Annotated in this window: 12 protein-coding genes and 11 tRNA genes; all 23 read left to right on the top strand. The window is 31.7% G+C overall.

Annotation, left to right across the window (positions count from 1 at the left end; genetic code table 11):
* Positions 1–291 (top strand): nucleotidyl transferase family protein (locus BR82_RS0112620; RefSeq protein WP_027090476.1); only part of this gene is annotated, 291 nt, incomplete at its 5' end.
* Entirely contained in the window at positions 292–2508 is a 2217-nt protein-coding gene (locus BR82_RS0112615; protein WP_027090475.1) for a bifunctional glycosyltransferase/CDP-glycerol:glycerophosphate glycerophosphotransferase, read from the top strand.
* Positions 2509–2543: 35 nt separating this feature from the next.
* Positions 2544–3722, top strand: a complete 1179-nt coding sequence (locus BR82_RS0112610; protein WP_027090474.1) for a CDP-glycerol glycerophosphotransferase family protein — start codon at positions 2544–2546, stop codon at positions 3720–3722.
* Between the two features lie 8 nt (positions 3723–3730).
* The gene (locus BR82_RS0112605) at positions 3731–4819 is read left to right on the top strand and encodes a CDP-glycerol glycerophosphotransferase family protein (RefSeq protein WP_027090473.1); all 1089 of its coding nucleotides are present in this window, start codon (positions 3731–3733) and stop codon (positions 4817–4819) included.
* 93 nt (positions 4820–4912) lie between these two features.
* Positions 4913–5209: a LysM peptidoglycan-binding domain-containing protein gene (locus tag BR82_RS0112600; protein WP_027090472.1), complete on the top strand. Its 297-nt coding sequence runs from the start codon at positions 4913–4915 to the stop codon at positions 5207–5209.
* A gap of 63 nt (positions 5210–5272) precedes the next feature.
* Positions 5273–6733: a nicotinate phosphoribosyltransferase gene (locus tag BR82_RS0112595; protein ID WP_027090471.1), complete on the top strand. Its 1461-nt coding sequence runs from the start codon at positions 5273–5275 to the stop codon at positions 6731–6733.
* Between the two features lie 14 nt (positions 6734–6747).
* Complete coding sequence (locus BR82_RS0112590) at positions 6748–7128, top strand: hypothetical protein (RefSeq protein WP_027090470.1); 381 nt, start codon at positions 6748–6750, stop codon at positions 7126–7128.
* A gap of 6 nt (positions 7129–7134) precedes the next feature.
* On the top strand, positions 7135–7965 hold the full coding sequence (locus tag BR82_RS0112585; protein WP_027090469.1) for a prephenate dehydrogenase: 831 nt from the start codon (positions 7135–7137) through the stop codon (positions 7963–7965).
* Between the two features lie 122 nt (positions 7966–8087).
* On the top strand, positions 8088–8621 hold the full coding sequence (locus BR82_RS0112580; protein WP_027090468.1) for a helix-turn-helix domain-containing protein: 534 nt from the start codon (positions 8088–8090) through the stop codon (positions 8619–8621).
* 10 nt (positions 8622–8631) lie between these two features.
* Positions 8632–9675, top strand: coding sequence for a spermidine/putrescine ABC transporter ATP-binding protein (gene potA / locus BR82_RS0112575; RefSeq protein WP_027090467.1), 1044 nt, complete (start codon positions 8632–8634; stop codon positions 9673–9675).
* On the top strand, positions 9675–10535 hold the full coding sequence (locus tag BR82_RS0112570; protein ID WP_027090466.1) for an ABC transporter permease: 861 nt from the start codon (positions 9675–9677) through the stop codon (positions 10533–10535). Before potA ends, BR82_RS0112570 begins: the two co-directional genes overlap by 1 nt.
* On the top strand, positions 10510–12348 hold the full coding sequence (locus BR82_RS0112565; protein ID WP_027090465.1) for an extracellular solute-binding protein: 1839 nt from the start codon (positions 10510–10512) through the stop codon (positions 12346–12348). Before BR82_RS0112570 ends, BR82_RS0112565 begins: the two co-directional genes overlap by 26 nt.
* 179 nt (positions 12349–12527) lie before the next feature.
* A tRNA-Cys gene (locus BR82_RS0112560) sits at positions 12528–12602 on the top strand.
* A gap of 6 nt (positions 12603–12608) precedes the next feature.
* Positions 12609–12697: transfer RNA gene (locus BR82_RS0112555), tRNA-Leu, on the top strand.
* Between the two features lie 70 nt (positions 12698–12767).
* Positions 12768–12844, top strand: a tRNA-Arg gene (locus BR82_RS0112550).
* A gap of 20 nt (positions 12845–12864) precedes the next feature.
* Positions 12865–12941: transfer RNA gene (locus BR82_RS0112545), tRNA-Pro, on the top strand.
* A gap of 10 nt (positions 12942–12951) precedes the next feature.
* A tRNA-Ala gene (locus tag BR82_RS0112540) sits at positions 12952–13027 on the top strand.
* A gap of 35 nt (positions 13028–13062) precedes the next feature.
* Positions 13063–13139, top strand: a tRNA-Met gene (locus tag BR82_RS0112535).
* A 37-nt stretch (positions 13140–13176) separates the two neighbouring features.
* A tRNA-Ile gene (locus tag BR82_RS0112530) sits at positions 13177–13253 on the top strand.
* A gap of 7 nt (positions 13254–13260) precedes the next feature.
* Positions 13261–13353 (top strand) — tRNA-Ser (locus tag BR82_RS0112525).
* A gap of 23 nt (positions 13354–13376) precedes the next feature.
* Positions 13377–13453: transfer RNA gene (locus tag BR82_RS0112520), tRNA-Met, on the top strand.
* Positions 13454–13456: 3 nt separating this feature from the next.
* Positions 13457–13533 (top strand) — tRNA-Asp (locus BR82_RS0112515).
* A 2-nt stretch (positions 13534–13535) separates the two neighbouring features.
* A tRNA-Phe gene (locus tag BR82_RS0112510) sits at positions 13536–13611 on the top strand.
* The last annotated feature ends 3 nt before the right edge of the window (positions 13612–13614 follow it).

The raw sequence follows: 13614 nt of genomic DNA, 5'->3' as shown, positions 1-13614 counted from the left end.
GTAGCAGTAAGTTCAGATGCGTTTAATGCACAAAAAGGGAAAAAAGCATATCATAGTGATCAAGATCGTAAAACGATTCTTGAGGCCATTAGATATGTTGATGAAGTTATTTTTGAAGAATCATGGGATCAAAAAATCAAGGATGTAAAGGAACATGATGTTGATATTTTTGTCATGGGCGATGATTGGAAAGGGAAATTTGATTTTTTAAAAGATTATTGTGAAGTAGTATATTTACCTCGTACAGAAGGTATCTCGACTACAAAAATTAAAGACGATCTACATAATTAAATGAAGTTAAGTATTATAATCCCTTATGATCGCTATAAAAATTATTTACATGATTGTTTAGAAAGTATTAGTCAACAGGAAATTACAGATTATGAGACTTTATTGGTTGTTAATGATGAAAGCGATGTTGATGAAGAGTTAAAAAAATACAATATAAATATGAAAATTATTGCAGCGGGTGTTCAATCTAATGTCGCTAAAAAAAGAAATCTAGGAATAAAACATGCAGCTGGTGAATATATTTATTTTATTGATTGTGATGATTATTTAATGCCACATACATTATCATTATTAATAAAGAAAGCAGAGCAGGATGATTTAGATCTAGTTGCAGGTATCCGTAAATTTACCTGGTTTAAAAAGAAAGTTTTTGAAACGATGGGTGATGAAAAAAATAATGAACTAAATTTAAAAGATAAAGATCATGATCGTGATGATAAATTTATCAATAAAGTTTATGATGAAAGTAATATTACTGAATATAAGACAGATATTTTGATTAGAACTCGTCATGCACTTAGAAATGTCTCAGTTTTGAACATTTTAATTAAAACAGAATTAATAAAAAAACATGACATTTTATTTAATGAAAAGTTTTTATATTATGCTGATGCTCCATTTGTGGTGCAGTTACTGAACTATGCAACAAGTTTTGCTCGAGTTGATGATGCAGTATTTGTTAAAAGAAAACATAATGATCCTATTAATGCTCCAGCGTTGTCACAAATTAAAGATCCTGATAATAAGTTTAATGAATTTATTGAAGCTCATAATTATTGTACGATGCTGGTTGAACCAGATAGCTATATTCGTTATTATCTTGATGCTAAGATGATTTCTTACTATACAAAATTTTTTGCAAAAAAGATTCGTCGTGGTAAAGATGATGTTTGGCGCGATGAGCGTTTTAAAATGATGTCTGAAGTACTTAAAAAGATTCGCCCTGAATTATTGAATAAGTCATCTCGTTATAGTCGTAAATTGATTGATGCAGCTATTAATAATGATATTGAGCGGGCGAAAAAATTAGTTAATATGCATTTAGCTAAATTGAAATTTAAAAAGATAATTAAAAACAAAAATGAAATGAATAAGTATTTATATCGTCATCGTTATCTTAAAGAACCGCTTGAAGAAAATATGATCATGTTTGAGACTTTTATGGGGAAAAGTTATGCGGATTCGCCAAAATATATTTATGAGTATTTAGCTAAAAATTATCCTGGTAAATATAAGTTTGTTTGGGTTTTAAATGATCCTAAAGAAAAGCCGCCTTATGGAGCTATCATCGTTAAAAGATTTACGCGAAAATATGCCTATTATTTAGCAAAATCTAAATATTTTGTTTTTAATGTACGCCAGCCTTTATGGTTTAGAAAACGTGAAGAACAGGTTTTTTTAGAAACCTGGCATGGCACCCCGCTTAAACGTTTAGCGTTTGATCAAGAAGAAGTAACAGCAGCATCACCAACATATAAAGCCCAGTTTTATCGTCAAAAGCAGGAATGGGATTATTTGATTGCTCCAAATAAATTTTCTAGTGATATTTTTAAAAGCTGTTTTATGTACGATGGCAAGATGTTGGAAACTGGATATCCAAGAAATGATTTGTTGTCATCACCTGATCGTGAGCAAACAGCTTTAAAATTAAAGAAAAAATTAGGAATTCCTTTAGATAAAAAAACGATTTTATATGCTCCGACCTGGCGCGATGATGAGTATTATGGTAATGGTAAGTATAAATTTAAGTTGAAACTGGATCTTGATTTATTGAAAAAAGAATTAGAGAATGAGTATGTTGTGTTATTAAGAACTCATCATTATATTGCCGATGCTTTAGATATTACAGGGTTAGAAGATTTTGCTTTTAATTTAAGTAAATATGATGATATTACGGAAATATATTTAATTAGTGATATTTGCATTACTGATTATTCGAGTGTATTTTTTGACTTTGCTAATTTAAAAAGACCAATGTTGTTTTATACTTATGATCTAGATAAATATCGTGATGTTTTAAGAGGATTTTATATTGATATGGAAACAGAATTACCAGGTCCTTTAGTTTATACAACAAGTGAAGTTGTTGATAAAATAAAAAATCTAGATAAACTAAATGAGCAGTATCAAGAGCGTTATGAACAGTTTTATCAAAGATTTTGTTCGTGGGAAGATGGTCAGGCAGCAAAACGAGTTGTTGAAGAAGTTTTTAAATAAGGGGAATACCCCTTATTTTTATAAGGAGGCTAGTGATGAAATTAATTAAGAAGTTTTTAGGAAAATTAATTAGATTTTTATATCGTATAGTTTATCGCTTTATTCCATGTCAAAAAGATACAATATTATTTATTTCTTTTCATGGTCGCGGTTATTCAGATAATCCGATGGCATTACATCAATATATAACGAATCATCATGAATATCAAAAATATCGTTGTATCTATGCAATCAAAAACCATAAACAAAAGAATTTAAAGATTGAAAATGCTAAGATCATTGAATATTTTAGTATTTCTTATTTCTTTTATTTAGCCCGCTGTAAATATTGGATCTCTAATTGTAAATTACCAAAATATGTATTAAAAAAACCAGATCAGATCTATTTACAAACTTGGCATGGAACCCCGCTTAAAAAATTGGCGCATGATATTGAAGTACCTAAAGGAACAACGTTTTATCGCAGCGGGATGTCAATTGAAGAAATGCGCTCAACTTATGATAATGATGTAAGTAAATATAATTATATGATCTCACCGAGTAGTTTTACTACCGAAGTGTTTCAAAGTGCTTTTGCCATCAATAAAGAACGTTTAATTGAAACTGGTTATCCGCGTAATGATATTTTATCTAATTATAATGTTTTAGATATTGATCGAATCAAGAGTAAATTGAATCTACCTAAAGATAAAAAAGTCATTTTATATGCTCCGACCTGGCGAGACAATTCGTTTAATTTAAAAGGGTATACTTTTAAATTAGAAGTGGATTTTAAAAAATGGCAAGAAAATCTAGGTGATGAGTATGTTGTTGTTTTTAAACCACATTATTTGATCGTTAATGATTTTGATTTAGATAGTGTTAAAGATTTTGTGTATTTTGTTGATCCTAAAGAGGATATCAGTAGTCTTTATTTGATTGCAGATATTTTGATTACAGATTATTCTAGTGTTTTTTTCGATTATGCAATCTTAAAAAGACCAATATATTTTTATATGTATGATTTGCAAAGTTATCGTGATGAATTAAGAGGTTTTTATCTTGATATTTATCAAGATCTGCCTGGCGAAATAATTGAAAATGAAAATTTATTATTAAGTAAAATTAAACAAAATGATTATGATTATGATAAATTAGTAACTTTTAATCAAAGATTTAATAATCATGAAGATGGTAATGCTAGTAAGCGCGTATTGGAAATATTGTTAAAGTAGGTGGAATCATGGGGTTAAAAAAAGTAATTATTAATATTATTTTGAGATTTGTAAATATATTTGTAAATTTAAGTCCAATCAAAAATAATCAAGTAGCTTTTGTTTCTTTGGAGTCTAATAAATTAGAAAGTGATTTAAAATTAATTTATGATGAATTAAGCAAAGATGATCGTTATAATTTAAAAACAGTATTAATTAATTATAATAAAAAAAGCCTGCTTAATAATTTTTTATACATGCTTAATTGTATTAAACAAATATATGTAATTAATACTTCAAAAATAGTTTTGATTACAGACAATAACTATGTCATTAGTAATTTTAAACGCGAAGGCATAAAAGTAATTCAGATTTGGCATGCTACGGGGGCAATCAAAAAATTTGGTAATGCTATCAAACGTGAATATCCAATCAAAAATTACGATTATGTTATTGCTAATAGCGATTACTGGAAGATTCCTTATCAAGAAGCTTTTAATGTATTAAAAGATAATGTTATTGTAACAGGGATGCCCCGGGTAGATCATTTAGTTGATGATCATTATTTGCAAAGTACAAGAGTTAAGTTATTACAAAAATATCCAATTTTAAAAAATAAAAAGATTGTTTTATATGCTCCTACTTTTCGCGGAAATATTTATCAAGGATTTAAAAGTGTTTCTTTTAATGGGAAAAAATTGCTTGATCAATTAGGCGATGAATATGTTTTGATATATAAATTTCATCCTCTTTTATTAAATACAGAAATTCCTAGTGATGATAGAATCATCAATTTGAGTAATGAAGATACCCATGATTTGTTTACTGTTAGTGATATGCTGGTTTCAGATTTTTCTTCAATTATTTTTGATTATGCATTTTTGAATAAACCGATGTATTTTTTTGTTCCTGATCTTGATGAATATTTAAATACTTTAGGGTGTTTTGTGGATTATGATAAAACGATGCCGGGATCAATATGTTTTGATGAAGAACAGTTAGCTTCAGCAATATTAAAAGCTAAAAAATATAATTTAAAATATTTTTTACAAACATTTTTTAAATATCAAGATGGTAATAATACTAAAAGAGTAGTGGAATTTATTAAGAAGCTTTAAAACATCGAGAATTTCTTGATGTTTTTTTGTAAACTAGTCCTTTGCCTAGAAAATAAAAAGATATTTGAATAGGTTAAAGTAGGAGGGATGAACATGTACGAAGATTACATGGATAATTTATTTGATCGCCGCCCAATGCCAATAGTGGCGCCTAAGGTTGGAGATATCTTTTTATACACTGTAAATCGAGGTGATAATGTATACGCAATTGCAAGAAGGTTTAATACTCGAGTAGATTATATTAAAAATATGAATGAGTTAGATGATCGGATGATGATCTATCCAGGACAGCAGCTTTTAATACCAGTATTATTTGCAAAGATACCACCAGTTAAACCACAGCCACAACCACAACCACAACCAAGACAATCGTATGAACTATATTTTTAAAATAACTAGATTTTTTAAATAAAAGAGTTTATTATATTGTTAAATATGTACAAGGAGAAAAATATGAAGTTACATGCAGGTAGTGAACGTAATTTAACATTGGTAATGGACTTATATGAATTAACAATGTCGTATAATTATTTTAAACAAGGTAATAAGGATCAATATGTTTATTTTGATATGTATTATCGTAAAAATCCTGATAATGGCGGATATTCTATTTTTGCGGGATTACAACAGTTGATTGAATGTATTGACCACTTACATTTTAGTGAGGGAGATATTGAATATCTCCGCTCACTAAATAAATTTGATGAAGATTTTTTTGATTATTTAAGAGATTTTCATTTTACTGGTTCAATTTATGCAGTAAAAGAGGGAACGCCAGTGTTTCCCAATGAACCTTTGATTACAGTTAAGGCTAAATTTATTGAAGCGCAGTTGATTGAAACATTATTACTTGTAACAGTTAATCATCAATCATTGATTGCAACAAAGGCAAATCGAATCGTTAAAGAAGCTAAAGGACGCCCAGTATTAGAGTTTGGGGCTAGAAGAGCACAAGGTTATGACAGTGCAACATATGGAGCAAGAGCTGCTTATATTGGTGGGGTTGCAGGCAGTGCGACAGTATCTGCTGGTTTAATGTTTAACATTCCCGTAGTAGGGACGATGGCTCATTCGTTCGTACAGTCATTTGATAGCGAATATGAAGCTTTTAAAGCTTATGCACTTACTTATCCTGATGATTGTGTGTTATTAGTAGATACATATGATACTTTAAAAAGTGGTGTTCCTAATGCTATTAGGATTGCTAAAGAGGTACTAGAACCGTTAGGTAAAAAGTTAAAAGGAATTAGGCTTGATAGTGGCGATATTGCTTATTTATCTAAAAGAGCGCGAATGATGTTAGATGTAGCTGGGTTAGTTGAAACGAAAATAACTGCTTCTAATTCATTAGATGAGTATTTGATTCGTTCGTTATTGGACCAAGGAGCACAGATAGATTCTTTTGGGGTCGGTGAAAATTTGATTGTTTCTAAAAATGCTCCTGTTTTTGGCGGTGTTTATAAATTAGTAGCAATAGAAAAAAATAATGAGATCATTCCTAAGATCAAAATATCTGAAAATACCGAAAAAATTACTAATCCTGGGTATAAAAAAGTATATCGTTTGTTTGAAAATGAAACTGGCAAAGCGATTGGTGATGTAATTGCTTTTCATGATGAAAAAATAACGGCTGATCAGGATCTAACGATTTATCACCAGTCTAATATTTGGAAATTTAAAACATTAGAAGCTAATAGTTTTAGTATTGAAGAGCTGCAGGTACCAGTCTTTGTTAATGGAAAAAAAGTGTATCCGGAATATACTGTTGATGAGATTCGTGAGTATTCAAATCAGCAAAAAAGTCGTATTTGGGATGAGGTGTTTCGTTTAGAATATCCACATGATTATTATGTTGATCTAACGAAAAATTTGTTAGATTATAAGATAAAGATGCTTGAGGAAAAGAGAAAGTAGTTGAGGAAGTATAAATGGCAAGATTTGATCGTAAAGTTGAAAGACAGAAAAGTGAATTTAAATTTTCTAAAAAAGTTCCACCTAAAAAGACTAAATTAGATATGTTTAAAGAAAACTTTAGTTTTAAGTGGTTGAAAATAAATTTTAGAACAACGATTTATTTAATTATTGATTTTGTTTTTGTAAGTATTGTTTGTATCCCTTTTTTAATGCAGTTTTATGATTCACAAATGGCATTTGTGTTAGGACATGGTTTATTGACAAGTCTTTTAGTAGTATTGACGTTTTATTTCATTGATAAAGAGAAACCTTCAATTTTTGAATTATTAGTTAGATATTGTTTTATGGCAGTGGTTTTGATGATAATTTCGTTTATTGCGGGAATGTTGGTGTAAAATATCATGATTATTACAGTTGTTGGTCTTGGTGTTGTCGGTGGTAGTTTTGTTAAGGCTTTAAAAGGACTGGGACACCAGGTTTACGGAATCGATATTGACGAAAAAACTTTACAGAAAGCAAAAGATGAAGGTTATATTATTGAGGGTTACCAGGATGGCAAAGAAATTATTTTACAGACAGATTTAACGATTATTTGTTTGTATCCATCATTGGTTTTAGATTTTATCAAAAATAACAAGTTTAAAAAAGGCAGTATTATTACAGATGCTGTAGGAGTTAAATCTTATTTTCTTCAAGAGGCAATGAATGTTATAGACCCTGATGTTGAATTTGTAAGTGGTCATCCTATGGCGGGAAGAGAAAAAAGAGGTTTTGAATATGCTAGCAAAGAGGTATTCAAAAACGCTAATTATATTTTGATTGAACATCCGGCTAATAACAAAGAGAGTATAGTTTTTATGGAAAAGTTTGTGGGGACTTTAGGGTTTAAAAGCGTTAAGATCATGTCTCCACAGGCTCATGATGAAATTATTTCTTTTACTTCACAATTACCACATGCTATTGCAGTTGCTTTGATCAATAGTGATAATGAAAAATATGATACAGGAAAATATATTGGTGATTCTTACCGTGATTTAACGAGAATTGCAAATATTAATGAGGATCTGTGGTCAGAATTATTTTTTAGAAATAGTGAGAATTTATTGAATTCAATCGTAACTTTTGAAGCGCAGTTAGCTTTAATAAAAAAAGCGCTGTTGGAAAATGATGAGCAGTTATTAAAAAAATTATTTATTGAATCGTCTTATAGAAGAGAGAAATTAGAGAAATAACGAGTTGCTGCTCGTTATTTTTTAGTTTTTAAGTATAATATATTAAACAAATTGTTAAATATTGTTGCATTATTACTAGGATTAGTTATAATTAAAATGTTGAAAATAAAGGAGGTGTAGTTATGGATATTGGAAGTAAGATCAAAAGGCTTAGACAGGCTAATGGACTGACATTAGAAGAATTAGCAAATCGTAGTGAACTAACTAAAGGATTTCTTTCCCAGTTGGAACGTGATCTAACATCTCCATCAGTTGCAACATTGGAAGATATTTTAGAAGCTTTAGGTACTAATTTGCAGGAGTTTTTTAGTGAAAAACCAGCTGAACAAATTGTGTTTAAAAAAGATGATTTTTTTATTAATGAGCAGGATGATTATATTATTTCATATATTATTCCAAATGCTCAAAAAAATGATATGGAACCAATTTTGATTGAACTTGAAAAAGGCAAACAGTCGATGACGATCGATCCTCATGAAGGTCAAGAGTTTGGTTATGTTATTCAGGGAAAAATAAAATTGATAAACGGTGATAATGAATTTGTTTTGAAAAAGGGAGAGACATTTTATCTTAAAGGTTTAGTATCACATTATTTGATTAATTTTGGTGAAACTAAAGCGAAGGTGATTTGGGTATCAACACCACCGTTATTTTAAAGGAGATATTATGGCAAAGTTAATAGAATTAGATAATTTAACAAAAGAGTATAATGGACAAGTTGTTTTAAAGGGAATTCATCTTGATATAAATGAAAAAGAGTTTGTAACTTTATTAGGTCCAAGTGGTTGTGGAAAAACTACTACACTTAGAATTATGGGTGGTTTTGAAGAGGCTAATGGCGGAACTGTTTTATTTGATGGTCAGGATATTAGTAAACTGCCGCCTTATAAAAGAGAATTAAACACTGTATTTCAAAAATATGCATTGTTTCCGCATATGGATGTTTTTGATAATATTGCTTTCGGTTTGAAGATCAAAAAAATGGATAAAGATACAATTGAACATAAAGTAAATCGCATTCTTGAATTAGTAGGTTTAGCAGGATATGGATCGAGAAACATCAATCAGCTTTCCGGTGGTCAACAGCAGCGTGTAGCGATTGCTCGGGCATTAGTTAATGAGCCAAAAGTATTACTGCTTGATGAGCCGCTTGGAGCATTGGATTTAAAGTTGCGTAAAGCGATGCAGATTGAATTAAAAAATATTCAACAGGAAGTTGGAATTACATTTGTTTATGTAACGCATGATCAAGAAGAAGCTCTTACAATGTCGGATACGATTGTTGTTATGAATGAAGGACAGATTCAGCAAATAGGAACACCTACAGATATTTATAATGAGCCGGAAAATCGTTTTGTAGCACAGTTTATTGGTGAATCGAATATTATTGAAGGTGTTTTTATTAAAGATTATTTAGTTGAATTTGATGGGCAGCAGTTTGAATGTGTTGATAAAGGTTTTGATGAAGGACAGGAAATAGACATTGTTTTAAGACCAGAGGATTTAGATATCGTAGAAGTTGATAAAGGAAAGATTGAAGGTGTTGTGACTTCAATTGTTTTTAAAGGTGTTCATTATGAAATAATGGTAGAAACTAAAAATCGTGATTATAAAGTCCATACTACTGATATAAGTGAAGTGGGGAAAAAAGTCAATTTAGATTTTTGGCCAGAAGATATTCATGTTATGGATAAAATGGGTAGTTATTAATGAAACATTTTCGTAAATTAGTTAGTCCATATTGTTTCTGGTTGTTTTTTTTAACGGTTTTACCAATGTTTTTAATAATGATTTATGCCTTTGTTCAAAAAGGCAATACGATTACAACATTTAATTTTACACTAGATAACTTTTCAAAATTTTTTGATCCTATTTTTGTCTCAGTCTTAATTAAATCTTTTGCCTTAGGAATTATAACAACAGTATTATGTTTAATAATTGGTTATCCAGTAGCTTATGCAATTTCTAAATGTAAAGAAAATACCCAGACATTGCTTATTTTATTGATTACTTTTCCAACTTGGATCAATATGCTGATGCGTACCTATGCATGGATAAATATTTTAAGTAGTAAAGGGATAATCAGTAATGTTCTTCAGTTTTTTGGTTTTGGGGAAGTGAGCCTTTTATATACTGATTTTGCAGTAGTTTTAGGAATGGTATATGATTTTTTACCATTTATGATTTTACCGATTCATACTTCTCTTACTAAAATGGATAAGTCTTTAATTGAAGCAAGTAATGATTTGGGAGCTAATCCAATTACAACATTTTGGAAAATTACATTTAGACTTTCATTAGGTGGTGTTTTAACAGGCATTACAATGGTATTTTTACCAGCTATTTCATCATTTGTAATTCCTAAATTACTTGGTGGGGGTCAATACTCATTAATTGGTAATTTTATTGAGCAGCAATTTATTAATGTTGGAGATTGGCATTTTGGTAGTGCGGTATCTTTGATTTTAGCAATTTTAGTAATAATTCTAATGGGACTTATTAATCGTGTGGAAAAATATGCAGGATATCAGGAGGAAGCTAAACGTGAAAAAACAAAGAAGATTTCCTAGTTCACTGTGGATTGTATTTGCTTTAGCGTTTCTTTATTTACCCCTTGTAATTATGGCTGTTTTTTCTTTCAATGATTCCAAGTCATTATCAAGCTGGAGCGGTTTTTCATTAAGATGGTATCAAGAATTATTTGTAAATCAGCAAATGATCGATGCAATTATTGTATCTGTTAGTATTGCAATTTTATCAACAGTTGTTTCTACTGTTTTAGGAACGATCACGGCAATCGGAATTTCTAAATCTAAACCGATTCTAAGAAAAATAGTTTTGCAGGTTAATAATCTGCCCATCATGAATCCTGATATTGTTACAGGGATTTCATTGATGCTTTTGTTTTCTTTTGTGAAAGTGGAAAAAGGTTATTTAACGATGTTATTAGCTCACATTGCTTTCTGTACGCCGTTTGTAATTACCAACGTTTTGCCTAAAGTAAGGCAGCTTGATGTTAATTTAGCTGATGCAGCAATGGATTTAGGGGCGACACCATTTCAAGCTTTGACTAAAGTTATTATTCCGCAAATCAAACCTGGAATTATTTCTGGAGCGTTATTAGCTTTTACAATGTCATTTGATGATTTTATTATTTCTTATTTTGTTAGTGGTAATGGAATTGAAAATATTTCAATTGTTATCTATAACATGTCGAAACGAACAAACCCTAGTATTTATGCTCTAGCAACGATAATTTTGGTTGTGGTTTTACTTATTGTAATGCTAGGGACGATCATTCCCAAAGTTTTCCCTAAAGTAACTGATAGAATAATGAGTAGTAAAATTGTTAAAGTAGTTTTGGCAGGATGCTTATTGTTGTCGGTAGGGTGGTCGATTTCAACAGGGGTTGGTAAAAAGACTTTACGAGTATATAATTGGGGAGAATATATTGATAAAACAGTTATTAGTGATTTTGAAGATGAGTATGATTGTCGAATTATTTATGAAACTTTTGATTCTAATGAGATCATGTATACTAAATATATGAGTGGTAATAGTTATGATGTCATGGTACCTTCTGAATATATGATTGAAAGAATGATAAAAGAAGATCTTTTACAACCGATTGACAAGTCACTAATTTCTAATTTTGACAATATTAATAAAGATATTTTAGGACAATCTTTTGATTCTGATAATAATTATTGGATTCCATATTTTTGTGGTAATGTAGGAATTTTGTATGATAAGACAATTGTAGATAAAAATGATTTAAAAGAAGGATGGAATATTTTTCGTAATCCTAAATATAAAGGTCAAATTTATATGTATGATTCAGAGCGTGATAGTTTTATGGTAGCATTAAAAGCATTGGGTTATTCTATGAACACTACAGTTGAAAAAGAAATTGATGAGGCTTATCAATGGCTGATCGATCAACGTAGTGAAATGGAGCCGGTATATGTTGGCGATGAATCGATCGATACGATGATCAGTGGTGTTAAAGCGATGGCGATAATGTATTCGGGTGATGCAACTACGGTAATGAGTGAGAATCCTAATATGGAATATTATTTACCTGAGGAGGGGACTAATGTCTGGTTTGATGGATTTGTTATTTCTAAGGAATGTAAGCAAACTAAGTTAGCTAATCAGTTTATTAATTTTATGATTTCTAATGAGAATTCTTATAAAAATACTGTTGAAGTAGGATATTTAACAGCCAATGTAAATGCTGCTAAAAAAGCAGCTGAAGAAGACTATGAAGGGCTTAGTGCATATCAGATTAGAACAAATGCTAAAGATGAAGTTTTTTCTTATCAGAATAATGAAGTAAAAGAAATGTATAATTCCCGCTGGACTAAAGTTAAAGCTAAATAATGTTAAAACTGTTAGTTTTTCTAACAGTTTTTTGTTACAAAAAATATTGATTTATTCACATTAATTTTAATTATTGGTTATAGGTGAGTAAATTTTTTATTAAAAATGCTTGCAAAATTATGCTATCTGGTATATTATATAAAAGCAGTCCGGTAAAAGATACGGATTGAAATGAAAAAGGTTCCATGGCCAAGTTGGTAAGGCAACAGACTGCAACTCTGTTATCATCGGTTCGAGTCCGGTTGGAACCTCCATTATGTGCCCAGGTGGCGAAACTGGTAGACGCACAGGACTTAAAATCCTGCGGACTTCAAAATCCGTGCCGGTTCGATTCCGGCCCTGGGCACCATTTCTCAAAAAACGACTTGCAAAAGCTAGAGGGATATGGTAATATAGAAAAGCATTGTAAGAAAGAAAAAGCGCTAGTAGCTCAACTGGATAGAGTGCTTGACTACGGATCAAGAGGTTGTGGGTTCGATTCCTGCCTAGCGCGCCATTAAGGGAAGAGAGAGAAAGCGGGAAGTAGCACAGCTTGGTAGTGCACCTGGTTTGGGACCAGGGGGTCGCAGGTTCAAATCCTGTCTTCCCGACCATTAAGAAATTGGGGCCTTAGCTCAGCTGGGAGAGCACCTGCCTTGCACGCAGGGGGTCAGCGGTTCGATCCCGCTAGGCTCCACCAAGAGATCAAATTATAGCATTGCTGTAGTTAATTACGGCGGGGTAGCTCAGTTGGCTAGAGCAATCGGTTCATACCCGGTGGGTCGGGGGTTCGAATCCCTTCCCCGCTACCAGTTAAATAAAAGGTACCCGTAAGAGATGAAGCAACAAGGACCCTTAGCTCAGTTGGTTAGAGCTATCGGCTCATAACCGATCGGTCGTTGGTTCGAGTCCAACAGGGTCCACCAAAAATGCGAGGGATTACCCAAGTCCGGCTGAAGGGATCGGTCTTGAAAACCGACAGGGGATTAACGTCCCGCGGGGGTTCGAATCCCTCATCCCTCGCCATTAAAAAAAGAAAAGAAGAATATCGCGGGATGGAGCAGTCTGGTAGCTCGTCGGGCTCATAACCCGAAGGTCGTTGGTTCAAATCCTTCTCCCGCAACCAAGAGGTCTGGTAGTTCAGTTGGTTAGAATGCCGCCCTGTCACGGCGGAGGTCGCGGGTTCGAGTCCCGTCCAGACCGCCAATGGTTCCGTAGCTCAGTCGGTAGAGCAGAGGACTGAAAATCCTCGTGTCGCTGGTTCGATTCCGGCCGGAACCACCATTA

Source organism: Thomasclavelia saccharogumia DSM 17460, from assembly GCF_000686665.1.
Classification (GTDB): Bacteria; Bacillota_I; Bacilli_A; order Erysipelotrichales; family Coprobacillaceae; genus Thomasclavelia; species Thomasclavelia saccharogumia.
The sequence above is the reverse complement of the archived record's forward strand: the minus strand, read 5'-3'. Positions and strand labels throughout refer to the sequence as shown.

Coding starts and splice junctions, on each gene's coding strand:
- BR82_RS0112615 (WP_027090475.1), top strand. CDS start 292: ATGAAGTTAAGTATTATAATCCCTTATGATCGCTATAAAAATTATTTA.
- BR82_RS0112610 (WP_027090474.1), top strand. CDS start 2,544: ATGAAATTAATTAAGAAGTTTTTAGGAAAATTAATTAGATTTTTATAT.
- BR82_RS0112605 (WP_027090473.1), top strand. CDS start 3,731: ATGGGGTTAAAAAAAGTAATTATTAATATTATTTTGAGATTTGTAAAT.
- BR82_RS0112600 (WP_027090472.1), top strand. CDS start 4,913: ATGTACGAAGATTACATGGATAATTTATTTGATCGCCGCCCAATGCCA.
- BR82_RS0112595 (WP_027090471.1), top strand. CDS start 5,273: ATGAAGTTACATGCAGGTAGTGAACGTAATTTAACATTGGTAATGGAC.
- BR82_RS0112590 (WP_027090470.1), top strand. CDS start 6,748: ATGGCAAGATTTGATCGTAAAGTTGAAAGACAGAAAAGTGAATTTAAA.
- BR82_RS0112585 (WP_027090469.1), top strand. CDS start 7,135: ATGATTATTACAGTTGTTGGTCTTGGTGTTGTCGGTGGTAGTTTTGTT.
- BR82_RS0112580 (WP_027090468.1), top strand. CDS start 8,088: ATGGATATTGGAAGTAAGATCAAAAGGCTTAGACAGGCTAATGGACTG.
- potA (WP_027090467.1), top strand. CDS start 8,632: ATGGCAAAGTTAATAGAATTAGATAATTTAACAAAAGAGTATAATGGA.
- BR82_RS0112570 (WP_027090466.1), top strand. CDS start 9,675: ATGAAACATTTTCGTAAATTAGTTAGTCCATATTGTTTCTGGTTGTTT.